The following is a 22,873-nucleotide window of genomic DNA, read 5'->3' as shown; positions in this document are numbered from 1 at the left end:
ACCTTGATACTTTGCAAGGAAGAACCAGATTATTTATAATTCGTTCAAATTTTTACCTACCGTTTTTTCAGCCTTATACCATCAGCAGTTTTTTGAGGAGAAGACGAAAAGCCGCAGTAAAAGTAATCGGTTCTACCGATGTCTTTGCCCGTATTGTAAACTCCTGCAAGGGAGTACCGTCAAGCGAACAGCTCACTTTGCCGAGCGCCTGCCCTTTCTTGACAGGTGCGGTAATATTTTGATTGATGGTTACACTGTACTTCACATTGCCGCCTTTGCCCTTCGGAACAAGAATACTCGTGCTGGAATCGACCGTTGTTTCCACCTGTGACTGCATCCCGTTGCGCACCGGAACCGGAGCGGTCGCCTCCGGCGGAATCGACGGCTTTGTTACGGAGTAATTTGCAAAGCCATAGTCCAAAAGCGCTGCAGAGGCCGAAAAACGGGTCTTCGTATCGGAGCAGCCAAGCACAACGGCGATAAGCTGAACGCCGTCACGTTCCGCAGTTGCCGCCATGCAGCTTCCCGCTTTGCCGGTAGTGCCTGTTTTCAGGCCCGTGATTCCTTTGTATGTCTTCAGCAGTTTGTTGGTGTTGACAAGCTGGGTCTTTCCACCGCGCAGGGTGTCCATCCATGTTTTTGTGTAGTCAAAAATCTTTTTATGCTTAATCAGCTCGCGCGACATGATTGCAATGTCGTTGGCTGAAGTGAGATGACCGTCTTCATCTAGGCCGTAGCAGTTCTTGAACGTTGTATCCTTCATTCCCAGCTGCTGCGCCTTTTGGTTCATCTGGGCAACGAATTCTTCTTCACTTCCCGCCACATATTCGCCCAATGCAACCGAGCAGTCGTTTGCACTTGCAATGACCGTCGCCTTGAGGAGGTCGTCGACAGACATTGTTTCCCCTTCTTTGAGCCAAATTTGCGAGCCTCCCATTGACGCAGCGTGCTTGCTGACCGAAACCATGTCATTCAGTCCGATTTTTCCGGAATCGACCGCTTCCATGACAAGAATCAGCGTCATTATTTTTGTAATGGACGCGCAGGCACGCTTTTCGTGAGAATTTTTTTCAAACAATATCTTGCCTGTCTGTGCCTCCATCAGAATTGCAGACGGGGCCTTTACCTCTTCTGCGGAAAGTGCTGATGCTCTTATCGTCGGCAACCCCGCAATCACAACCGCAGCTGACAAAAGGCAGGCCGAAAGTTTTTGGAACCTCATACCCGGCACCTCCAGTTTCATAATAATGAGTATGCCGGACAGGGAGGTTCTATCCATAAAAAAAGAGGCTTTTGCCTCTTCCAGATTGTCGAAGAACCCATCCAACGCGGTTAAACGAAGGATGGGTTCTCTTGATAATATGCAGGATAGGAAAATAAGCAAAGTAAAATCAATAAAAACCCGGAGGGATGGCCATCCCTCCATTTCCACATTGCCAGCTTTTTGAGATTCATGGCAGCAAACTTAAGCTTAACCCAATTCGTCACTTGAGTTAAGCCCCGGTAGAGCGTGTACCGCATCCCATATTTCACTTTTGCATCGGCGAAGACACGCTCAATGGTTTCTTTTCGTTTTTTGTAAAGCTCTTTGTATTTCGGTGTGTGCCTGATATCTTCCGCAAGCTCCACATAATCCTGCCACACATGCCGCGTTACGGTTTTCGTACAGCTTTTACTCTCGGTGCAGCGAGAACGGAATGGACATTTTTCGCAGATGTAACTCCGGCTTTTGTATTCCCGGTATCCCTCACGGTTGGTTGTTGCATAATGCAGAACCTGATATTCCGGGCAGATCACACAGTCATAATATTCGTCGTATACATACTTCCACCATTCCAGATTTCCTGCTTTGGTCATTGGCCGCTTGTATGCTGTGGAAAGTACCCGCCCGTCGTCAAACACCCGTTTACAGATATGCGGCGTTTTGTATGCGGCGTCCGCCACCACCGTTTCAATTTCAGGAAACCGTTGAGTCACTTTGCCATAGACCGCGTCAAATGCTACACTGTCATGTACGTTTCCCGGAGTCACCTCAACGTCAAGGACAAAATTGTGTTTGTCGCAGGCCGTATGTGCTTCGTAGGCAAAGCACTTCTTGTGTTCTCCCTTTTGGAACAACCCGCTTTCCGGGTCTGTTTTGGACACCATGATTTCTTTTTCCTTCGGCGGTTTCGGAGTACTGTCGAATGGCTTCTTCCCATGATCTTCCCGGTCAGCGTTAACCTCTTCCATTAATTCTGAGGCATATCGCTTTGCCGCCTGAGGAACTGCCTTTTTGATCTTTTTGTTGATGTTGGCGTTTGCTTTGATATGCGTCCCATCCACAAATACTGCTTCCGGCTCCAAATATCCGGCGTAATTTGCCTCCTGCAAAATCCACGAAAACACCTGCTCCACGGTTTCCTCTGTGAACCGGTGCTTAAAATTGTAACTCACAGTGGAGAAATGCGGCAGCTCCTCGTTCAGTGTATATCCCAGAAACCACCGATACGCGATATTCATATTGATTTCCTGCATCGTCCGGCGTAAAGAGGGAATTCCGTACAGATGCTGGATCAGAACAATCTTAAACAGGACGACCGGGTCCACACTAGGACGACCGTTGCCCTCACAATACAAATCTTCTACAAAATCATAAATATGGCTAAAATCTACCGCGCTGTCAATCTTTCGCAGCAGATGATTTCCCGGCACCAATAGGTCTGTATTCACAAATTCCACTGCATCTCTGCGTAGTTTTTCCCGTTCCAGCATCTTTCATCACCTGTCTATATTTTACCATTTTACAACGAAAAAGCCCAGCTTTCACTGGACTTTTTCGACAGGCTGAAAGAGGCTTTTGCCTCTTCTTTTCAAGCCACGCGGACAGGGATTCCCTCGCTCGCGAGATATTGTTTCAATTCCGGAATCGTGATTTCGCCGAAGTGGAACAAAGACGCCGCAAGCACCGCGTCTGCCTTTCCCTTGCGGAACGCCTCAAGGAAATGTTCCAGTTTTCCGGCTCCTCCCGAAGCGATGACGGGAATTGACACGCTTTGCGAAATTGCCGCTGTCAGTTCAAGGTCGTATCCGTTTTTCTGGCCGTCGCAATCCATGCTCGTCAGCAGAATTTCTCCCGCTCCGAGACGTTCGGCTTTTTTCGCCCATTCCACTGCGTCACGCCCCGTATCGATACGGCCGCCGCTCCGATAAACCGTCCATCCGCCCTGCGCACGACGCTTCGCATCGATGGCGCAGACAACGCACTGGCTGCCGAACTTTTCCGCCGCCTCCGAAATCAATTCCGGTCGGAGAAGCGCAGCGGAATTGACCGAAACCTTATCGGCTCCCGCTCGGAGAAGCCGTGTAAAATCGTCAACCGAACGGATGCCGCCGCCCACGGTAAACGGAATGAAAATCCGTTCCGCAACGCGCCGCACCATATCTTCCATGATTCCGCGCGCTTCCGCCGTTGCGGTAATATCGAGAAACACAAGTTCATCGGCGCCTTGGCGGTCATACTCCATAGCTGCCTCTACCGGGTCGCCTGCGTCACGCAGGTTCACAAAGGAAGTTCCCTTCACGACCCGCCCACAGTCGACATCCAAACACGGGATAATCCTTTTCGCGTACATCAGGATTCCCCCTTCCCGATCAGATTTATAAAGTTGCGGAGCATCTGCAGCCCGGCTCGTCCGCTTTTTTCAGGGTGAAACTGCGTAGCATAAAGGTTGCCGTGCCTGACCGACGCATCTATGGTAACGCCGTATTCGGCGGTAGCCGTTACGTCGCTGCGGTCTGCAGCTTTCACATAATACGAATGGACGAAATAAACATACGGATGTTCTTCCAATCCCTGAAACAACCCGCTTCTATCGGAAATATTCAAAGAATTCCAACCGATATGAGGGATTTTCAAACCCGGAGCCTCCGGAATGCGGCAAATGCGCCCTTTTAGAACTCCAAGGCCCGGAACGCCGGGCGCCTCCTCGCTTTCCTCGAAGAGAAGCTGGAGACCGACACATATCCCGAGGAAAGGCCTGCCGGAATCGATATAGTCCAGCACGGGTTGCTTCAGTCCGGATTGTTTCAAACGGGTCATCGCATTGCCAAACGCGCCCACGCCGGGCAGCACGGCAGCGGAAGCCTGCGCAAGCACTTCCGGGTCTGATGTAACGACCGGCTCGCTTCCGAGAAATCGAAACGCTTTGACAACGCTCATGAGATTTCCGGCTCCGTAATCAAGAATGGCTATCACGGCACGCCCTCCTGCACTTTAGTAATTTACTAGAGTATAGCATAACATAGAACTTCCCGCATTGCAATCCGGAAAATCTCTCTTCTTAGGATTCTTGACTTTGCATTTGTCTCAAGTTATCATTGTTCTATTATGTTTTCGGAGGATTGTCATGGACTATTTTTCCATTTTCGGCATAGCGGTGGGACTTTCCATGGATGCGCTGGCCGTAAGCATTACGAACGGAGCGGTAACAAAGCGCATTACACCGCGCTTTGCCTTGAAACTTGCCTGCTTTTTCGGCTTCTTCCAAGCCGCCATGCCCACGATCGGGTGGCTGATTGGAAAGGCGGGAGAAAGCATCATCAGCGCCGTAGACCACTGGATTGCTCTTATTCTTCTCAGCTATATTGGCATTAACATGATTGTGGAAGCCCGCAAGAAAAAACAAGTCGGTGAATTTTGCAGGAGGCAGAACGATATTCCGCTGAAAACGCTGTTGGCTCTTTCCGTCGCAACAAGTATTGACGCACTTGCCACAGGAGTAATCCTTCCTTCCGCGGTAGGCGCTTCCACAGCGGCTCTGATGGCTATTTCGGTTCTTCTAATCGGTCTGATTACCTTCATAATTTGCTTTGCCGGTGTGTATATTGGAAAAAAATTCGGCACTCTGTGTGCCGGCAAGGCCGAAATAATCGGAGGAATCGTGCTAATTGGCATCGGGCTGAAAATCTTTCTTGAACATACGTTCTTTTGAGGCAAATGTTACATGAATGAAACGGGGACGCTGCACCTGCAGCATCCCCGTTTTGAATTTTTCGTCATCGAGCGTCCGTCTCAAATGTTGCGCACTCTGTTTTGATTTGACCGTTATTGACCTGTGTGGTGCGGATTTCGATATGATCCGCACTGCAAGCCCTGTCTTCATTATAAGTGCAGTTCGTTACTTCGCAGTGTACCATAAGGGAAGGATTCGGCGACCTATTGTCAACTGAATTTTTTGGATGCTTTTCGGAACGGTCCAGAAAATTTGCGCAATAGGTTTGCTTCGCGTCGACAGAGTCCGGTCCGCCTACCATAATATCCGGGCGGCAGCAAAGCCTGTTACGGTTATTGGCGCATGCGGAAACTCCGCAGTAAAGATCCGTCATACGGCTGACACCTCACTTGAAAACTGGCTTTCCGATTGGAAAACCAGTTTTAGTGTGTGCCGAAGCAATTCGATTATTCAAAATTATGTGCGAGATGTTTGCGAATCGGATAACCGATAGCATAGGCGCAAACGCCGCCGAGAAGCGCTTCCGGAATGCCGTTCGTCAGAATCACCAGTCCAAGGATTGCGGGGAGCGCACCGAGATTCTGCCCCAGTGCGGCGGCGTAGCTGCTCCCGAAAAACAGATAGATTCCGCCCAGCACAAGCAAAGTATTCATCATGCTTCCCAAAACGCCGCAGAGCGAATAGGCCAAAACATTTTTCATGCGAAGTTTTGTAAAAAGCTTAAGAGAAGCACCGGCCACAACGCCGACCAAAATCCTAGGTACAAAACAAATGACAAGGCTCCAGAAGTTGCCCTTGGAAGTGCCGACGGAATACAGCGGCGTAAAAACAAAAGCAAGAACGGGATTTGGCGGCATAAAAGTCCACACAATGAAGCTGAAGAGTCCAGCGAAAAAGCCCATCAGGGCACCTGCGCCCGTTCCCATAACGACAGCTGTAATGATGACCGGAATCATTCCGAGGGTAGCTACCATCATTCCGATTGCTGGAAGAGAGCCAAGCGGAGTGAAACAAACCACGGCTTCCAGCGCAAGCAGCAGTGAAAACTGAGCAAGCCGGATCGTGCTTTTACTGATTGATGTTCTCATACAAACACTCCTTGTTACTCAACATAGCCAGATAAGGTTGATAATTATAACATACATTTTCCGCCTTTGAAAGCGAATTCCGAAAAAAGCACTTGCTGCCTGCATATTTTACTTGTCGAGAATTTCATGGTATATTAATAACATCTCTAACATCTCTCTACTTGATTCCCAATTTCTGTTAAGAGGTCTTAAAGATGCTGAAAACAAAGCGGAAAAAACTATATGTTTTTATTCCTTATGCTGTGGCTTTGGTCCTTTTTTTCCTACTTTACAGCTATTCTTTTCCGCAAGGCGATGACTTTATATTTGCTTCCCGCGGAGGGACATTGCCGCGTATCTGGGATTATTACCTCAATTATTACGCCTATGCCGGTTCGAGAATGGCCAATGTACTCGCTTCAATTCTATTCCTTTGCGGGCTGTCTTTGTGGAAGGTGCTGACTCCGCTTGTCATTGAGGGAACGGGGCTTCTATTGTTTTACTGCGTGACCGGTCATATATTGCCGCGGGAAAATCACATGAAACAGGACTTGGCCCTTGCTGCAGCATGCGCATTTTTCCCAGGATTTGTTCCGCTGGCCTACCAATTATTTGCCGACACGTTCCTTTGGGCCGACGGTTCTTGTAATTACTTGTATCCTATGTTTTTCCTTCTGCTTGGTTTTCTGCCTTTTTGGAACACTCTTCGTAATCGGCCGCTACCGAAAATCTTAAAGATAATTTGTCCTGTGTCGCTTCTCATTTCCTGCCTGCTGCATGAGCAGACAGTTCTTGCGCTTTTTGCGTTCTGCGGCATTTGCGTGTTTATTTTTTGGAGGGAAAAGCGGTGCTCCAAATATCTCGTTTTTCAGTTTGCCATGGTTTGCGCCGCAACAATCTTCACCTTCACCTGCCCCGGTGCCTATTACCGGCTCGGCTTAGTGAATTCCGGTAAGCAAACAGATTTTCTTCACCGCTTGTTTTACAGTTTTCTCAATTACTTTTCTCAGTTCTCCAATGAGCTCTGGATTTTCGCTTCTCTGCTAGGGCTGTGCGCTGTTTTTCTGCTGCACAAATGCCCGGGAAAGTTTGCACGCCTTTTGAGCCTTTTTCTCACACTCGGATTGGTTGTGGCTCCGCTGTCTCAAGTATTCCCCATTTTGAAACTGCAGGCCAACAGTTCCTATCACGGGCCTCGAACATTAGTGCTGCTTGCCTACTGGGTATTCTTTTTTGCGGCTCTGATTCCGGCCTTTCTCCTGCCGGCACGACAATCTCCCAAAAAGCTGTATTTTCCGGCTCTCTATGGGGGAATTGTTGCTTCACAGCTAATTCCGCTTGCCATCGGAAGCGTTGGGCGCCCGCTTTTCTCCTTTTTGATTCTGACGCTGCTGCTTGTCCTCTGTACCGCAGATGAAGCTGAAAATCCGATGATTACACGGACGGAATTCTGTGCCGCTCTCTGCTCTTTCTGTATCCTCGCCGGAGCATTTCCGTCGGTAACCTCAAACTTTGCCTCTTATCAAGCCATTGAAAAACAAATTGAAAAAGCAAAACTCGGTGAAACCCGTCAAATAACCATGGATATCAATCAATTCAACACGCAATACTGCTATTACCGTTCTTTCGTGCGGGATTATGACTATGACATCAGGCAGTTTTACGGTCTTGGCAAAGATATTCAGCTGAATTTTTCAAAATAGGAAGTAGAGGGAACTTCTATCAATTTTTCACGGAAGGCTTGTTCCGAGTAGGGCAAAAAGATATAATAAGGGTATAAAGTAAGCAGATTTTTCGGACGCCCATATGAGGAGCATTGATATGAAATTCCTTTATATTGGGATTGACCCGATGGACTTTCGTCCGGATTACTTTCAGCTGCACGTCGTCGATAAATTCGACGGCGTGCGTCAGCTAGGGAATGAAGTCGACTACATCTGTCGCGATGAGGGTAAAATTTTCGAGCTAATAGGCGGTAAGAAAATTTTTATTCCGCTTATTCAGGCAGGCGACTGCGACAAGGAATATTTTCGGTACATACTTGCCTTTCTGAATGACAATGAATACGACATTGTGTACCTTAACAGCCGCTTAATCTACCCCGAAATGTGCTTGATGGCGCAAACCGTTAAAGCACAGAAATTCGGGACAAAGGTAATCTATGAACCGACTTATTGGCCGATAGATTTTTATTTTCATAAGGAAATGAACACTTACCGCGGCAATAAGCAGTACGGCTTGTTTTTGAAAAAGTTCTTTGAAATGCTCTCACAGCGACGGCGCGGCTCCGACTTTGCCCTGTGTGCCGACGCTGCTGTTGTTTTCGGGTTTCCTGCCCGTACTGTGCGGGGGATGCCCGCAATTCCCATGCCCAACGGTGTTGCGGTCAACAAAATTCATGCTAGCTTCTCGAGCGAAGCATTGGATCAGCCGGTCACCATTCTCGCGGTTGCAGACGGCCCGGGAACCTGCGGTTTTGAGCGGTTGTTTCGCGGTTTGAAAATTTACTATGAAAAGGATTTTCACGATTCAGTTACGATTGATATTGTGAGCAACGATTCCAACACAGCATTGCTTCGCCAAGCGGCTGCTGAAATCGGAATAGAAGGCTATGTGAATTTTCTCGGTGAAAAAAGTCTTGCTCAAATCAATGATCTTTGTGCGACACATACGATCGCTGTCGGCAGCCTTGACCTTTACTTAGAGGACCGAATCTATGATTCGCCGTGGATCACGAAATTTTTCTGTGCAGCGGGGATTCCTTTCCTTTACACAGGAGAAGACATCGGTTTGGATTCGAAAGTTCCCTTTGCACTAAAGCTGCCCAACCTCGATGCCCCCATCAACATGGAGCTGGTTTCGGAATTTGTGTGGCGCTGCCGCTTTTTTACAGACTTGGCTCAGCAGGAACGGCGATATGCCGAACAACACTTTGACTGGCGGATTCTTATGAAACGAATTCTTCTGTTTACCGCCACAGGAAAACTGGAGGCTTAACTGTGCCATTAATTAGCGTAATCGTTCCCGTTTACAATGTTGAAAAATATCTGGAGCGCTGCGTCAGAAGCATCCTTTCTCAGAGCTTCAGCGATTTTGAGCTTCTGCTTGTGAACGATGGTTCAACCGACAATTCTCTGGATATCGCGCGGGAATTCTGCTTTGATTCGCGCGTTCGTGTTCTAGACAAGTCCCATGGCGGTCTGGGACATACCAGAAATTACGGTGCAGCGCATGCAACGGGAAAATATCTCCTTTTTGTGGATTCTGATGACTGGATTGAGGAGGACACCCTGCGGGATTTGTCCTCATTCGCAGAGGCTTATTCCGCCGACTTGGTCGTTTTCAACTTTACCCGTGAAGATACAGAAACAGCCACCAAGAGAGATTGTATTCTTCCGTTAAATTACCCCGAATGTGGAATGGAAATTCGGGAAAAATTTCTTGCGGAACTGATTGGCCCCGACCAAGAGGACAGTCCGTGGAGCAGCGTCGAAATGCTCGGTTGTGCGTGGCGCCGCTTGTATCTTCGCAGCTGGTTTGAAGAAAATAATATTCAGTTCGGCGATGAACAGAAAATCATGCTGGAAGACCTTCCAGCCGTAATTCACGCACATTCAGCCTCGAAACGGCTACTTGCCGTGAGGGGAACTTATTATCACTACCGCTATAATCCAAATTCACTCAGCACACGCTACCGCCCCAGAAAAATGGAAATGCTGACATTGTGCTTTGAAACCGTAAAAGAAATCCTGAAGGAATACGATATCTATGAACAGTATGAGGAGCGACACTTGGCATGGTTCCTGCGTTTTGCGGCACATTCTTCCCTTGTGAACTGCTTCAATCCACAGAACCCGGCCAACTTTGCGGGCCGTTGGCGTGAAGTGCGTGGTATCCTGCAGAACCCAATTCTTCGCCGCGCTGCGAAATCGAATTACCTGCTGCATGGAAGTCGCGCTGACAGAACGATTCTCCGAATTCTTCGCCTGCGTTTCACTCCTTTGGTATATCTATTTTATAAGTTTTATGTATCCCATCTCAGAAAGCAAACCGACAAAAAATAAAAACGGGCAGGCTCAAAGCCTTTCCAATTCATATCCATAGGAGTTACGAATGTCTAAGAAAAAGATTCTGTTTCTCAATTACAGCCTTCACAGCGGCGGAATAGAAAAAAGTCTGGTTACGATTCTGTCTTTACTGGATTACGACAAATACGACGTAGACCTTCAGCTTTTTGCTAATGAAGGCCTCTTTCTCGAACGTGTTCCGAAACAAGTGAACCTTTTGGAACCGCTTTTTCCAAAGGAATATCGGCTGAATATCCGTAAGGCTTTTCCGGCTCTTATGAAAGCCGGACGACCTGGCCTTGCGTTCGGCAGACTGATGGTCTCCTTCGCCGGACTCCGCGGAACGATGGGTGAACGCCTAGGGAAAATGTGGAACATTGAACGCAGGTTCGTTCGCCCGGCCGAGAAAGAGTACGATGCGGCTATTGCATTTATGGAAGGCCAGCCGATTTATTACTGCGTTACGAAGGTCCACAGCAAGGTGAAAATCGGGTTTATCCACGGCGATTATGAGGCAATGGGACTGAACCAAAGCTACGACCGCAGTTATGTCACAAAGCTGGATGCCCTCTGCACCGTTTCCGAATCCTGCCTTGCCTCTTTGCGGCGGGTATTTCCCGAAATTGCGGACAAATGCCACGTCATTTACAACATCATCTCTGCCCGCTTTCTGCGCGAGCTTGCAGAACAGGGCGAGGGATTCCATGACGAATACGACGGGCTGCGGATTCTTTCGATTGCCCGCCTTTCTCACCAAAAGGGACTTGACATTGCCATGCCGGCCATAGCCGCTTTGAAACAAAAGGGTTTCCGGTTCCGGTGGTACATCATCGGCGTGGGGCCGGAAGAGGAAAAACTGAAGGCTATGGTTCAGGAGCTAGGCCTTGACGACAGGGTATTCTTCCTCGGGGAACGTGCGAACCCCTACCCATACCTGAAGCAATGCGATGTTTACCTACAGCCCAGCCGATTTGAAGGAAAATCCATTGCGGTGGATGAGGCGATGGCGCTTTGCCGGCCGATTCTGCTGACGAATTTTTCGACGGCTGCCGACCAGATTGACTCCGGTGTAAACGGACTGATTGTTCCCATGACTTCAGAAGGCATAGAGCAAGGGCTGACACAGCTTCTCACTGACAGCGAACTTCGCAGGTCTTTTTCCGATGCGCTTTCCAGCGGGACATATTCAAACGAATCGGAAATTCAGAAGCTCTATGCGCTGATTGAACAAGAATGACTGCTACCCCACACGGATTCCGTGCGGGGCTTTCCAATATGGAACTTGACAGAACCCGCTATAACCTTTTATCATGGTACACAGTCTTGAAATGATAGGAAGAATCGTGGAGAAGATAGATGAAGAAGAAAGTACTCGTTGGCATGAGCGGCGGAGTAGACAGCTCCGTTGCGGCTTGCCTTTTACTGGAGCAGGGTTATGACGTTGCCGGCGTCACTCTGCACCTATATGACAATGAAGACGCCGGCCTTTCAAATACACGAACCTGTTGTTCTCTTGCCGATGTCGAAGACGCCCGCAGTGTGGCAAGGCACCTTGGCATAGAACACTATGTTTTCAATTTCGGGCCTGAATTCCGCAAGGAAGTCATCGGCCGTTTTGCGGAAGGCTACCGAAAAGGCGAAACGCCAAATCCCTGCATTGAATGTAACCGCTACATCAAATTTGGGATGATGCTTGAGCGCGCAAAGCTGCTCGGTTACGACTATATTGCAACCGGACATTACGCGCAGACTGTATACAATGAAGATACCGGCAGATGGCTTTTGAAAAAAGCGGCAGACACCGCAAAAGATCAGACCTACGTTCTGTTTCCACTCTCGCAAGAGGCAATTGCACATACTCTCTTCCCGCTTGGCGGGTTGAAGAAAAGCGAGGTTCGCAAAATTGCGGAAGAACACGGGTTTGTCAATGCGGCAAAGCCGGACAGTGAAGATATCTGCTTCGTCCCGGACGGAAACTATATCGGTTTTTTGGAGAACGTAATGGGCATAAAGCCGGAACCGGGCGATTTTGTGGATACATCCGGCCATGTGCTCGGCAAGCACGGCGGCATAATCCGCTACACCATCGGCCAGCGAAAGGGATTGGGTCTCAGTTTTGACTCTCCGAGATACGTCCTTCGCAAAGATGCCGAAACCAACACCGTCGTTCTCGGCAGCAATCAAGAACTGTTTCGCGACAGCTGCTTAGTAGAAAATGTTAATCTATTTTTCGCAGAAAAGCTGACACAGCCGATAAAGGCAGGCGTGAAGATTCGTTACAGCCAGACGGAAGCGCCCGCCACGCTGTATCCTGCCCAAGGAGGAAACGTCCGAGTTCAGTTTGAGGAACCCCAGAGAGCTATAACGCCGGGTCAGGCCGCTGTGTTTTACAGCGGAGACATGGTACTCGGCGGCGGAACGATTGCAAAGCAAGACTTGGAAGAAAGAAGTTTTACGGAACCATGCCAGAATTGATTTACCTTGACCATGCGGCAACAACGCCGCTTTCGCGCTGCGCGCTAGAGGCGATGATGCCCTACCTGACAGAGGAGTTCGGGAATCCATCTTCCATTTACCAGCCCGGAAGAAAAGCACGCACCGCCCTTGACAATGCGCGGGAAAAAATAGCATCTTTGTTCGGTGCGCATCCCGATGAAATCTATTTCACCTCAGGCGGGACGGAATCTGACAACTGGGTAATTCGCGCAGCGGAAGAATTCGGTGATAAGCGCAAAAGACTCGTGGTTTCTTCCGTGGAGCACCATGCCGTTTTGAAGCCTGCGCAAGAAATGCAGCGCCGCGGATTTGAGCTTTCGCTCCTCCCCGTTGACCGCTCCTGCCGTGTACTTCCTGAAACACTGCGCAAAGAAGCCGACGAGAAAACGGCGCTTGTAAGCGTCATGATGGCGAACAATGAAGTCGGTACCATCATGCCGATTGCGGAGCTGGCATCCACAGCACATGAAGTAGGCGCATGGTTTCACACCGACGCTGTGCAGGCGGCAGGACACATTCCCATCAATGTTGAAAAACTCGGAATCGACATGATGTCGTTTTCCGCGCACAAATTCGGCGGGCCGAAAGGCATCGGAGGACTATATCTGCGGCGCGGGATTCGGGCTGGCCCGGGACAGCTTGGCGGCGGACAGGAACGCGGCCTGCGTGCCGGAACCGAAAACGTGGCCGGCGCAGTCGGAATGGCTGCCGCCCTCGAAGAATCCTGCCGGCGCATGGAGGAAAACGCATCCCGCATTGCCGCCCTGCGCGACCGTTTAATTCGCGGCGTTCTTCAAATTCCGGGTGCCATACTGACGGGCGACCCGAAGAACCGTTTGCCGGGGAATGCTTCTTTCCTGTTTGAAGGCGCGTCCGGCGAGGCAATTGTTTTTCTGCTTGACCGCAGCGGAATCTGCGCTTCCTCCGGTTCGGCCTGCTCGGCAGGAGCACTGGAGCCTTCTCATGTGCTTCTTGCCATGGGATATTCCGAAGAAGCCGCGCGCAGTTCCCTGCGTCTGACACTGGGCGAAGAAAACACGGAAGCTGACGTAACGGAAGTTTTGAAAGTCCTGCCGGGTATCATTTCGCGGCTACGTGCAGAATAGAATAATACCAAGAACCCGGCAAAATTTACATACTTGAGGGATCTTCATGAATTATTTCGATCTGCACTGCGACACGATTACGGAATGTTACAAAGCCCACCGTGAACTGGCAAAGAATAATCTGGCACTGGACCTTGAGCGTACGGCTGCCTACCAAAGCTGGGCACAGGTGTTTGCGGTCTGGACTCCGGATGAACAACGCGGTGAAGCCGCTTACAACGGTTTCCACGACGTAGCGGAATTCTTTCACGAACAGGTGCAGAAAAACAGCAGCTCCACAGTTTTCTGCCGCACACGCAAAGACCTCAAGGAAGCTGCTGCGGCGGGAAAGCGTGCAACCTTGCTTTCCATTGAAGGCGCCGGTGCGCTTGCCGGCAATCTGGAACATCTCTACGATGCAAAACAGCTCGGCGTCTGCCTCATTACACTTACTTGGAACGGACACTGTGAAGCCGGCGACGGCTGCGGCGTGCCGAACGCCGGAGGTCTGACGCCGTTCGGGTTCGACTTGATTCGTGAAATGGAAAAACTCAACATCATCATAGACGTTTCCCATCTCTCGGAAAAAGGCTTCTGGGACGTCGCACACAGGACCAGCAAGCCGTTTGTAGCTTCACACTCCGATGCGAAATCCGTCTGCCCGCATCAGCGGAACCTGACAGATGACCAGTTTCGCGTAATCATCGAGAGGAATGGACTAGTCGGCATTAACCTCTGCGGAAAATTCCTTGCTCCGCGCGACCCGAAAGCAGAAGACGTTCTTCGTCATGTAGACCATTTTCTGAACCTCGGCGGCGAATCTGTGCTTGCTGTTGGCTCCGACCTTGACGGCTGCGTGATGGCAAGCGGAATTCACGCTGTCGACGAAATGGGGATTTTGTATCACCTTTTGGAAAAAGAATTCGGCAAAGAAATCGCCGATCGAATCTTCTGGGAAAACGCTTTTCGATTCTTTACGGAACAGCTTGATTAAGTAATACTTGAAGCCAGCGCTGCCGGCCTCCGGCGGACCAGACAAGTCTGTTTACCCGGAGGCTGTTTTTATGCCCTTCCCTGCTTCTGCCGCAGGACAAAATCAGTGAATAAAATTTACAGGAGTTAAAATGTATGTGGTTTTGGCTTTCCCTTGTTGCTATTCTCTTTTGGAGCGGTTCGGATCTTTTCTCGAAAATCGGTTCCAAACCGGACGATAAATACAGCCATTGGAAAATGGTTATTGCAGTCGGCCTTATCATGGGAATCCATGCAATCGTTCAGGTATGTACGGGGACACCGTTCGGAATCCAGGATATTTTTATTTATCTTCCGGTCTCTGCGCTTTATATTCTCGCAATGATTCTCGGTTACGTTGGCCTTCGCTATGTGGTTCTGTCTGAGTCTACACCGATCTGCAATTCTTCCGGCGCCGTTGCCGCACTGCTCTGTTTCATCTTTCTGCATCAGACCATGGAGCTGCTTCAGTTTATTGCAGTGGCGCTGATTTCCATCGGCATCTTCTCTCTCTCCGTTCTTGAGAAGAAGCAGGCAGATGAAGAACGTCGGCTCCAAGGCATCGTTCCGGACAAAAAATACACCTCCAGCTTCATTGCGCTGTTCTTCCCCATTTTCTACTGTTTCATTGACGGACTTGGAACATTTAGCGATGCTCTTGTGCTGGACAAATATATTCAGGAAGACTCGGCCAACATTGCCTATGAGTTTACTTTCCTGTTCCTTGCCTTTGTTGCTCTGTTCTACCTGCTTGTCATCAAAAAGCAGAAAATAGTCTTATCCAAAGAAAAGCCGAAGTTTGTGGCCGGAATCTGCGAAACCGCAGGCCAGTTTGCATACATTTATGCGCTGGGCGACAACGCCATTGTTGCGGCTCCGCTGATTTCCTCTTACTGCGTCTTTTCCGTTCTGTGGGCAAGGCTTTTTCTCAAAGAAAAACTTACGCTGAAACAGTACCTTGCCATCTTTGCCGCTACCGCGGGAATTATTCTGCTCGGTGCCGGAGGCTTTTAACGGAATCAAGTCATTTGCTCTTTTGTTTCACTTTTCTCAGTTTCGCACGAATATTCCGGATTTTCCAGAGGAAGATGTAACAAAACTTTTCTTTCCAGAACGATTGTGCTATGATAATTGAATAAAGGTTTGGCAATTTTAGAAAAAGAGGGTCACAAGATTGGAATTAGGCAATATTGCTTTTACACACAACGGTAAATTCCACGCCGATGATGTTTTTGGGGCTGCGCTTCTGAAAATCGTCAAACCCGACATTATCATCAAGCGTGTTGCAGCCGTTCCGGAAGGCTTTACTGGCATGGCTTTTGACATCGGTCATGGGCGGTTCGACCACCACCAGGCTGATGCGGAAATCCGCGAAAACGGTGTTCCCTATGCAGCATTCGGCCTTCTCTGGCGCGAATTCGGCGAACAGCTCCTTCTGAAAGGATGCAGCCCAGAAGATGCGGCAAAAGCTGCGGCTCATTTTGACGAAAAATTCGTTCAGCCGCTCGACGAAGATGACAACACCGGCTGCGGCAACCAGCTCGCCGGGGCAATTGCATCGTTCAACCCAGTCTGGGACTCCGATGAGGATCCAGACGTCTGCTTCGCGCAAGCTGTAGAATTCGCTTCCGCCATTCTTCACAGAAAATTAGAAGGGATGTTCAGTGAATCGCGGGCCAAATCATTCGTCACAGAGGCTTTGGAAAAATCGGAAGATGGCATTGTTGTTCTGCCGCATTTTGCGCCGTGGAAAACAGTTCTCGTTCCATCCCCTGCGAAATTTGTCGTCTATCCGTCACAGCGCGGCGGATACAATGCCCAAGCGATTCCGGAAACGCTGGACGGTGAGGGTGTAAAATGTCCGTTCCCCTTAGAATGGGCCGGAAAAGAAAGTGAGGAACTTCAGGCATCTTCCGGGCTGAAAACTCTGCGGTTCTGCCACCGCGGAAGATTCCTCGCCGCTGCAGACACCTTAGAGGACGCCAAAGAAGCCTGCCGTATTGCTATGAGGACAGCATAAAAGGAAGCTGAAAGGAGACATTCAACGTGCGAATCAGTGTTATCGGGTGCGGCCGCTGGGGTACGTTTCTCGCATGGTACCTCTCGCGTATCGGCCACGAGATTACACTTTACGGGCGTCAAGGTTCCCAAAAATTTTCACAGCTTGCCGAAACACGGACAAACGGTCTTGTAACGCTGAAACCCGAAGTCTCGCTTACTTCCGATTTGGGGAATGCTGTTAAGACCGCGGAAATTCTGGTTATCTCGATTGGCGTACAAAACTTCCGCGGGCTGATGTGTGAGCTTGCGAAACATGACCTTTCCGGCAAACGGGTTGTTCTTTGCATGAAGGGACTGGAATCCGGTTCCGGAAAACGTTTGACTGAGATTTTTGAAGAATATTCTCCGGAAACACCGGTTGCTATTTGGGTCGGCCCGGGCCATGTGCAGGATTTTACCAAAGGAATCCCGAACTGCATGGTAATCGACAGCAAAAGCGAAGAACTGAAAACAGAGCTCGTGAACGCGTTTTCCAGTAACCTAATCCGCTTTTATTACGGCCATGATTTGCTCGGGAACGAAATTGGAGCAGCTTCAAAAAACGTGATTGGCATTGCCGCAGGAATGTTGGACGGGCTTAATAAAGCAGCGCTCAAGGGTGCGCTTATGTCGCGCGGGACGCGTGAAATCGCACGGCTCATTAAGGCAATGGGCGGAAATGAGATTTCTGCTTACGGTTTGGCGCATCTGGGAGATTATGAAGCAACAGTATTCTCCCCTTACAGCCACAACCGAAAATTCGGTGAATTGATGGTACGCGGCGAGCCTTACGATGAATTAGCAGAAGGAGTTGCTACGACGTCCGCTTTGCTCCTGCTCGGCAAGCGATACAACGTGGAGCTTCCTATCACCAATGCGGTCAATGCCGTTGTGAACGAGAAAAAGGACCCCGAACAAGTGCTTTCTGCCCTTTTTCTGCGCAGCCTGAAAATGGAGTTTTGAGTGACGCATGAACGCGAGAATGCAAATATGATAAATTCGTTTTATAAGGAGAATTCCGATGAGTGAAGAAACCTGTACCCATGACTGTTCTTCGTGCGGGAAGAACTGCCCTTCGCGGAAACGTAACCCCGCAGATTTTTTGGAAAAGCCGAACAAACTCAGCAAAATAGGGCACGTAATCGGCATTGTAAGCGGCAAAGGAGGCGTCGGCAAAAGCCTTGTTACCTCTATGCTTGCTGCGGCTATGAGCCGCCGCGGCTTTCATGCCGGTATTCTGGACGCTGACATCACCGGCCCGTCCATTCCGAAAATGTTTGGCCTGCATGGCAAAGTAATGGGCAACGAGAACGGAATGTACCCTGTTGCAACAAAAGGCGGCATCGACGTCGTTTCCGTCAACCTGCTTCTTAACGACGAGAATGCGCCTGTCGTCTGGCGCGGGCCGATCATTGCGAACATCGTGAAACAGTTCTGGACAGATGTTGTCTGGAAGGATGTAGATTATCTGTTCGTCGATATGCCACCAGGCACCGGTGATGTGCCGCTGACCGTATTTCAATCCATTCCGGTAGATGGCATTGTCATTGTTACTTCCCCTCAGGAGCTTGTCTCTATGATTGTGGCGAAAGCGGTCAACATGGCAAAGATGATGAATATTCCGATTATCGGCCTCATTGAAAACATGAGCTATGTAAAATGCCCTGACTGCGGGAAAGAAATTAATGTTTTTGGGAAAAGCCACCTAAACGAAACCGCCCAGAAATTCGGTTTGAAAGTTCTTGGCCGTATTCCAATTGACCCCGAAATCGCTAAGAAGTGCGATAACGGACAGGCGGAAGACGTTGCAGCTCCGTGGATTGACGCCGCCGTAGAAGCCGTTGCCTCACTTCGCGAAAAAAAATGATTCTCAATGAAAACGGTCCCCCCGGCATCAGCTGGGAGGTTCTGTGTTCTATATGGAATTTCCACTATTAGAACTCGCTAAATAGAAAATATATATGCATATTGTATAAAAGTTATCAACAATAATTAAATAATTATAGTATCTTGACTAAATTTATGCATTTATTATAATTAATTTAGCAGCGATAATATACATTGCCATGGCACGGGGCGATGGTCTATTCAAAAATATGTTTTAATAAAAAACTTTGGGAATAAGTACCATAGCTCTTATTTTGCTATTTTTTGCTAATATACTCCAGGGCTGCTCAACGTACGAATCGTCAAAGCAAAAAATCTGTATAGTTAGGAGAATTTACATGCCTGAATACGTTACAAAAGAAGATATCATTGATGATAACGGAGTATTGCTACTGAAGAAAAATAAAAAGTAAACGTTGATATCATCAAAAAATTAAAAAGATTAAGCGACTCAATAGTAATAGATGAAAATGGTGAAATTTACAATGGCAAAATTTTTGACAACGCTCAAAAAGATTCTATCACAAAAGAGATATTAAATTCCTTTGGTGCAAGAAAACATATTGCAAATAAACACATTCTTGAAACACCAAATAAGGTATTAACAAAGATATTATTTGAATCGAAAAAAGAACCCTGGTGGATATACATCAATACCTTGGCGAACTATCTTGGCTGGTTATATACACATTCCATTGATGTTGCTTTGATGTCGCTGATTATCGCTGATAAATTAGAATATAACGACAAAAAGCTGTTCCACCTCGGATTGGGTTCATTACTGCATGATGTAGGCAGGCCGTGTCAAGAAAATTTCGCAAAATCCATCTATGCCGTCAGTTTGCCAGTAGCTAGCTGGCAGAATGTTGTTGCATCAGTTCCATCTGGAATAGGTGCTCCATGTTGAGATAACGCTTCGTTCCCCATGCAGAAGCTGCCACATAACGAAGTCGTGCACAGACCAGCATCAAAGCACTATTGCCATCCGGGAAAGCACCAATTGCTTTCGTTCGGCGTTTAATCTCTCGATTGATGCGTTCGGTTACATTATTCGTACGAATTCTGGTCCAGTGCTCTGTTGGAAAGTCCATGTAAGTTAGAGTTTCATCAACACTTTCTTCGACCTTTTTAGCTGCCGCAGACAATTTCATTTCACGAAGTTTAGCTGCAACTGAAGCAGCTTTTTCGCGGGCAGCTTCTTTACTTTCCTGGGCATGAATTGCTTTGAGCATTAACGTGACTGAGCGCATTTTGTTTTTCGGTGTAACACGAAAGATATTGCGATAAAAGTGAACGGTACAACGTTGATATTTGGCATCGGGGAAGACTTCTGGAATGGTTTCTAACATTCCAAGACACTTATCTCCAATAATAAGGCGAACGCCCTTTAATCCGCGTTCTTTTAGGCCGACAAAGAAGTTTTTCCAACTTTCTTTATCTTCCTTCATACCTTCCGCAGCGCCAATGATTTCTCGATATCCATGACGGTTTACGCCAATGGCAACGAGTACAGACACATTCTGTATTTCGCCACCCCAACTGCGCTTGAGATAAATACCATCAACATAAACGTACGGATACTCCTCTAAAAGAGGACGTTGACGCCATTGTTCAATATGTCCATAGGCTTTTTTGTTAAGATTACTAATTGTTCCCGGAGACACCTTTGTACCCCAGAGAGCCTCAGTGATATCTTCCACACGGCGTACTGAAACACCTGCGAGATACATCTCAATCAGCGCTTCTTCTACAGAGCATTCCCGCCGTTTGTAGCGTTCAATAATGGCTGTCTCAAACTGGATACCCTTCAGCTTTGGAACCCTGAGTTTTACATTTCCGGATGTCGTAGAAAAGTTTCGCTCATAATGGCCGGAGCGATACCCCTTTCGGTCGCCAGAGCGTTCATATCGCTCGGCATTAACAAGCTCATCAGCTTCATGGTCGAGTAGTGCATTCAGTGTTTCTTCCACACTACTACGGACAAGATCTTTAAGATTATTCTTTATCAGGTCTTCGTTTAGTTGTATAATATTATCAGACATAGTTTATTGCCTCCTTGGTAGATTTTGTATGGTAACTTTATTTTACCGACGGCAATCGACTATGTCTACTTTTTTGCTTCAATTAATTTTGCGAAACTTATTATACGTTATCTGTAGGCATGCTGCTGCTTCCAAAATCCATGATAGAAAGGACGGAACCCTTCAACAAGACAGAACAGCTTTTGTTCTACCAACACTGTGAATTGGGCCTAAGTTCCGTTAAATCATATGGCCTTCCAAAAGAATGCACCGACATCATTTTGCAGCATCACGAGCGACTTGACGGAAGCGGATATCCAAAAGGAATCAAGGAAAATAAAATATCTCAGAGCAGCAAGATTGTAATGATTGCCGATACGATTGATGTAATAACATCTGAGCGTCCCGACGGCCAACGTGCTTATAAAATGGGGGAAGCGATAGCTATGATCAAAACAGGGACTGAATTTTCCAATGAATTAATTTCTCTGCTGGAAAACACACTGCAACAATAAGGCTTTCTAAGTTGCTATATCGTTTATAGGCTTATTGCTTATCGAATTTTCGATCAATGGTTTTATCTCGCGTCTTGATATATAAATTTAAATCCCATCGGATTGATTTCCGATGGGATTATTTTTTGCCAAGACAACGCACAAGTTTAATTTATCTGAAGAACGACACCGTCGCCCTCATTTTTCATGCAAATACTGGCATAATTCTACTATTGGCAAGGGAGGTATATTAGTGTGAAAAAGGCAGGTTTATGGATTATATCTGTACTTTGCGGATTTATGGCATTGATTGGGTTATTCTCGTTGCCGGCAAGCTGGGGGCTCTTGTTTTTTATCATCCCCGCTCTGCTTTTTAACCCAAAATTTCAAGACTTCCTAAGCAACAGGAAATTTGAAATAACAAAAACAATGGCGATTGCCGCTGTAGTGCTTCCATTGGTTACTACAATGGTGTCTGCAGCAACATCGCCTCAATCGACATCATCTACACAGTTTGCTTCTAGTATGGCGGCAACTGTTTCTTCAACCCCAAGTTCTTCTATAACAGCGTCTTCCGATTCACCTTCCACAGCAGGATCTTCCTCTAATGCAACGACTACTTCCTTAGCGTCATCCGCCGTACCGCAAGTAAACCGTTCTTCCTCCCCTGCACCGTCAAGCGGTGCAAAGCTCAAAGTCCACTACATGGATGTAGGTCAAGGTGATTCGGAATTTCTCGAACTTCCAAATAAGCAGACGATGCTGATCGACGCCGGAAATTCCGATAATGGGACTCAAATTGTAAGCTATATTAAAGCTCTGGGCTATAATAAAATCGATTATTTAATTGCGACACACCCCCATGCAGATCATATCGGCGGTATGGCAACGGTTGTAAGCAAACTGAATATCGGTAAAATTTATATGCCGAAGAAATCCACCAATACCAAGACCTACGAGAAACTTCTTGTCGCCATTCAAAATAAGGGACTTAAAATCCATACAGCAAAAGCCGGAGTCAATATTGTGAAGGTTGGTAACCTTAATATTGATATTATGGCACCTGTTTATATAACCGGCGATGACTTGAATGAATATTCCGCCGTTATCAAAGTGACCTATGGCAACAACAAATTCTTGTTTATGGGCGATGCAGGAGAAGAATCCGAAAGGCAGATTACCGCAGATGTGAAAGCAGATGTGCTCAAGGTAGGCCACCACGGCAGCAAGACTTCCACATCTCAATCATTTTTGAACAAGGTAAAGCCCAAATATGCCGTGATTGAAGTAGGTGCCGGAAACAGCTACGGCCATCCGACGAGCGCAGCACTAACGAGACTGCAAAATATCGGCGCAACAATTTATCGAACAGACAAGGATGGAACAATTGTTTTTACTTCAGACTCCAAGACGATTACGGTCAATAAAAAGGCATCCAGCATCAAACAGAACGCACCTTAACGGCCGCGAAGCATACAGAGTTAATCCGCTGACATGAGGAGGATATTATGCAATACACGATTGATCGATTCGAAGGCAATTTCGCCGTGGTTGAATTAGAGAATGAAACCTTTGTGAACATTCCTCGGTCTGCCATCCCCAGTGAAGCAAAAGAAGGGGATGTGATTACGGTTATGGTCGATAAAGGAGAAACTGAAAAGCGCGAAAAAAGGATTAAAGAACTGGAAGACAGTCTGTTTGTCGATTAAAA

22 protein-coding genes are annotated in these 22,873 nt (G+C 47.8%); 15 read left to right on the top strand and 7 right to left on the bottom strand.

Features of this window, described 5'->3' with window-relative positions; all coding sequences use genetic code 11:
• Nucleotides 1-73: 73 nt before the first annotated feature.
• The 4 genes from NOG13_RS02715 to hisH all read right to left on the bottom strand — a co-directional run bounded on the left by NOG13_RS02715 (nt 74) and on the right by hisH (nt 4,237).
• Complete coding sequence (locus tag NOG13_RS02715; protein WP_283110758.1) at nt 74-1,222, bottom strand: D-alanyl-D-alanine carboxypeptidase family protein; 1,149 nt, start codon at nt 1,220-1,222, stop codon at nt 74-76.
• Between the two features lie 110 nt (nt 1,223-1,332).
• Entirely contained in the window at nt 1,333-2,754 is a 1,422-nt protein-coding gene (locus tag NOG13_RS02710; protein WP_283109454.1) for an IS1182 family transposase, read from the bottom strand.
• A gap of 98 nt (nt 2,755-2,852) precedes the next feature.
• On the bottom strand, nt 2,853-3,614 hold the full coding sequence (gene hisF, locus NOG13_RS02705) for an imidazole glycerol phosphate synthase subunit HisF (RefSeq protein ID WP_283110757.1): 762 nt from the start codon (nt 3,612-3,614) through the stop codon (nt 2,853-2,855).
• Nucleotides 3,614-4,237, bottom strand: a complete 624-nt coding sequence (hisH, locus tag NOG13_RS02700) for an imidazole glycerol phosphate synthase subunit HisH (RefSeq protein WP_283110756.1) — start codon at nt 4,235-4,237, stop codon at nt 3,614-3,616. The genes hisF and hisH overlap by 1 nt, the downstream gene beginning before the upstream one ends.
• A gap of 151 nt (nt 4,238-4,388) precedes the next feature.
• Between hisH and NOG13_RS02695 the strand changes: the two genes are divergently transcribed.
• Nucleotides 4,389-4,973, top strand: a complete 585-nt coding sequence (locus NOG13_RS02695; RefSeq protein WP_283110755.1) for a manganese efflux pump MntP — start codon at nt 4,389-4,391, stop codon at nt 4,971-4,973.
• Between the two features lie 64 nt (nt 4,974-5,037).
• Here NOG13_RS02695 and NOG13_RS02690 read toward each other — a convergent pair whose 3' ends face one another.
• Together NOG13_RS02690 and NOG13_RS02685 are read right to left on the bottom strand one after the other, a co-directional pair.
• Nucleotides 5,038-5,367 (bottom strand): DUF1540 domain-containing protein, encoded by a 330-nt coding sequence (locus NOG13_RS02690; protein WP_283110754.1) that lies wholly within the window; start codon nt 5,365-5,367, stop codon nt 5,038-5,040.
• Nucleotides 5,368-5,440: 73 nt separating this feature from the next.
• Complete coding sequence (locus NOG13_RS02685) at nt 5,441-6,082, bottom strand: ECF transporter S component (RefSeq protein WP_283110753.1); 642 nt, start codon at nt 6,080-6,082, stop codon at nt 5,441-5,443.
• A gap of 194 nt (nt 6,083-6,276) precedes the next feature.
• On the opposite strand from NOG13_RS02685, the gene NOG13_RS02680 reads away from it, so the two are divergent.
• From NOG13_RS02680 to NOG13_RS02630, 11 genes are all read left to right on the top strand, one after another.
• The gene (locus NOG13_RS02680) at nt 6,277-7,764 is read left to right on the top strand and encodes a DUF6056 family protein (protein WP_283110752.1); all 1,488 of its coding nucleotides are present in this window, start codon (nt 6,277-6,279) and stop codon (nt 7,762-7,764) included.
• 118 nt (nt 7,765-7,882) lie between these two features.
• Nucleotides 7,883-9,058: a hypothetical protein gene (locus NOG13_RS02675; RefSeq protein ID WP_283110751.1), complete on the top strand. Its 1,176-nt coding sequence runs from the start codon at nt 7,883-7,885 to the stop codon at nt 9,056-9,058.
• A gap of 2 nt (nt 9,059-9,060) precedes the next feature.
• A complete protein-coding gene (locus NOG13_RS02670; RefSeq protein WP_283110750.1) occupies nt 9,061-10,125 on the top strand; it encodes a glycosyltransferase family 2 protein in 1,065 nt (354 codons plus the stop codon).
• A 49-nt stretch (nt 10,126-10,174) separates the two neighbouring features.
• The gene (locus NOG13_RS02665) at nt 10,175-11,365 is read left to right on the top strand and encodes a glycosyltransferase (RefSeq protein ID WP_283110749.1); all 1,191 of its coding nucleotides are present in this window, start codon (nt 10,175-10,177) and stop codon (nt 11,363-11,365) included.
• A gap of 119 nt (nt 11,366-11,484) precedes the next feature.
• On the top strand, nt 11,485-12,603 hold the full coding sequence (gene mnmA / locus NOG13_RS02660) for a tRNA 2-thiouridine(34) synthase MnmA (RefSeq protein WP_283110748.1): 1,119 nt from the start codon (nt 11,485-11,487) through the stop codon (nt 12,601-12,603).
• Nucleotides 12,591-13,730, top strand: coding sequence for a cysteine desulfurase family protein (locus NOG13_RS02655; protein ID WP_283110747.1), 1,140 nt, complete (start codon nt 12,591-12,593; stop codon nt 13,728-13,730). Before mnmA ends, NOG13_RS02655 begins: the two co-directional genes overlap by 13 nt.
• 46 nt (nt 13,731-13,776) lie before the next feature.
• Nucleotides 13,777-14,703: a dipeptidase gene (locus NOG13_RS02650; protein WP_283110746.1), complete on the top strand. Its 927-nt coding sequence runs from the start codon at nt 13,777-13,779 to the stop codon at nt 14,701-14,703.
• Between the two features lie 134 nt (nt 14,704-14,837).
• Nucleotides 14,838-15,734 (top strand): EamA family transporter, encoded by an 897-nt coding sequence (locus NOG13_RS02645; RefSeq protein ID WP_283110745.1) that lies wholly within the window; start codon nt 14,838-14,840, stop codon nt 15,732-15,734.
• Between the two features lie 160 nt (nt 15,735-15,894).
• Nucleotides 15,895-16,740 (top strand): MYG1 family protein, encoded by an 846-nt coding sequence (locus tag NOG13_RS02640; protein WP_283110744.1) that lies wholly within the window; start codon nt 15,895-15,897, stop codon nt 16,738-16,740.
• A 26-nt stretch (nt 16,741-16,766) separates the two neighbouring features.
• A complete protein-coding gene (locus NOG13_RS02635; protein ID WP_283110743.1) occupies nt 16,767-17,723 on the top strand; it encodes an NAD(P)H-dependent glycerol-3-phosphate dehydrogenase in 957 nt (318 codons plus the stop codon).
• A 58-nt stretch (nt 17,724-17,781) separates the two neighbouring features.
• On the top strand, nt 17,782-18,627 hold the full coding sequence (locus NOG13_RS02630; RefSeq protein ID WP_283110742.1) for an Mrp/NBP35 family ATP-binding protein: 846 nt from the start codon (nt 17,782-17,784) through the stop codon (nt 18,625-18,627).
• An 871-nt stretch (nt 18,628-19,498) separates the two neighbouring features.
• On the opposite strand, the gene NOG13_RS02625 is transcribed toward NOG13_RS02630, so the two are convergent.
• On the bottom strand, nt 19,499-20,689 hold the full coding sequence (locus NOG13_RS02625; protein ID WP_283110741.1) for an IS256 family transposase: 1,191 nt from the start codon (nt 20,687-20,689) through the stop codon (nt 19,499-19,501).
• Nucleotides 20,690-20,808: 119 nt separating this feature from the next.
• Here NOG13_RS02625 and NOG13_RS02620 point away from each other — a divergent pair, with 119 nt between their 5' ends.
• From NOG13_RS02620 to NOG13_RS02610, 3 genes are all read left to right on the top strand, one after another.
• Entirely contained in the window at nt 20,809-21,183 is a 375-nt protein-coding gene (locus NOG13_RS02620) for an HD-GYP domain-containing protein (protein ID WP_283110740.1), read from the top strand.
• 234 nt (nt 21,184-21,417) lie between these two features.
• Nucleotides 21,418-22,623 carry a ComEC/Rec2 family competence protein gene (locus NOG13_RS02615; protein ID WP_283110739.1) on the top strand — a complete coding sequence of 402 codons (1,206 nt, stop codon included), beginning with the start codon at nt 21,418-21,420 and terminating at the stop codon, nt 22,621-22,623.
• A gap of 47 nt (nt 22,624-22,670) precedes the next feature.
• Nucleotides 22,671-22,871, top strand: coding sequence for a DUF3006 domain-containing protein (locus NOG13_RS02610; RefSeq protein WP_283110738.1), 201 nt, complete (start codon nt 22,671-22,673; stop codon nt 22,869-22,871).
• Nucleotides 22,872-22,873 lie beyond the last annotated feature (2 nt).

The organism is Thermocaproicibacter melissae (assembly GCF_024498295.1).
In the GTDB taxonomy this organism is placed as follows: domain Bacteria; phylum Bacillota; class Clostridia; order Oscillospirales; family Acutalibacteraceae; genus Thermocaproicibacter; species Thermocaproicibacter melissae.
Note: the sequence above shows the minus strand (reverse complement) of the source record. Positions and strands in the feature narration are given on the sequence as shown.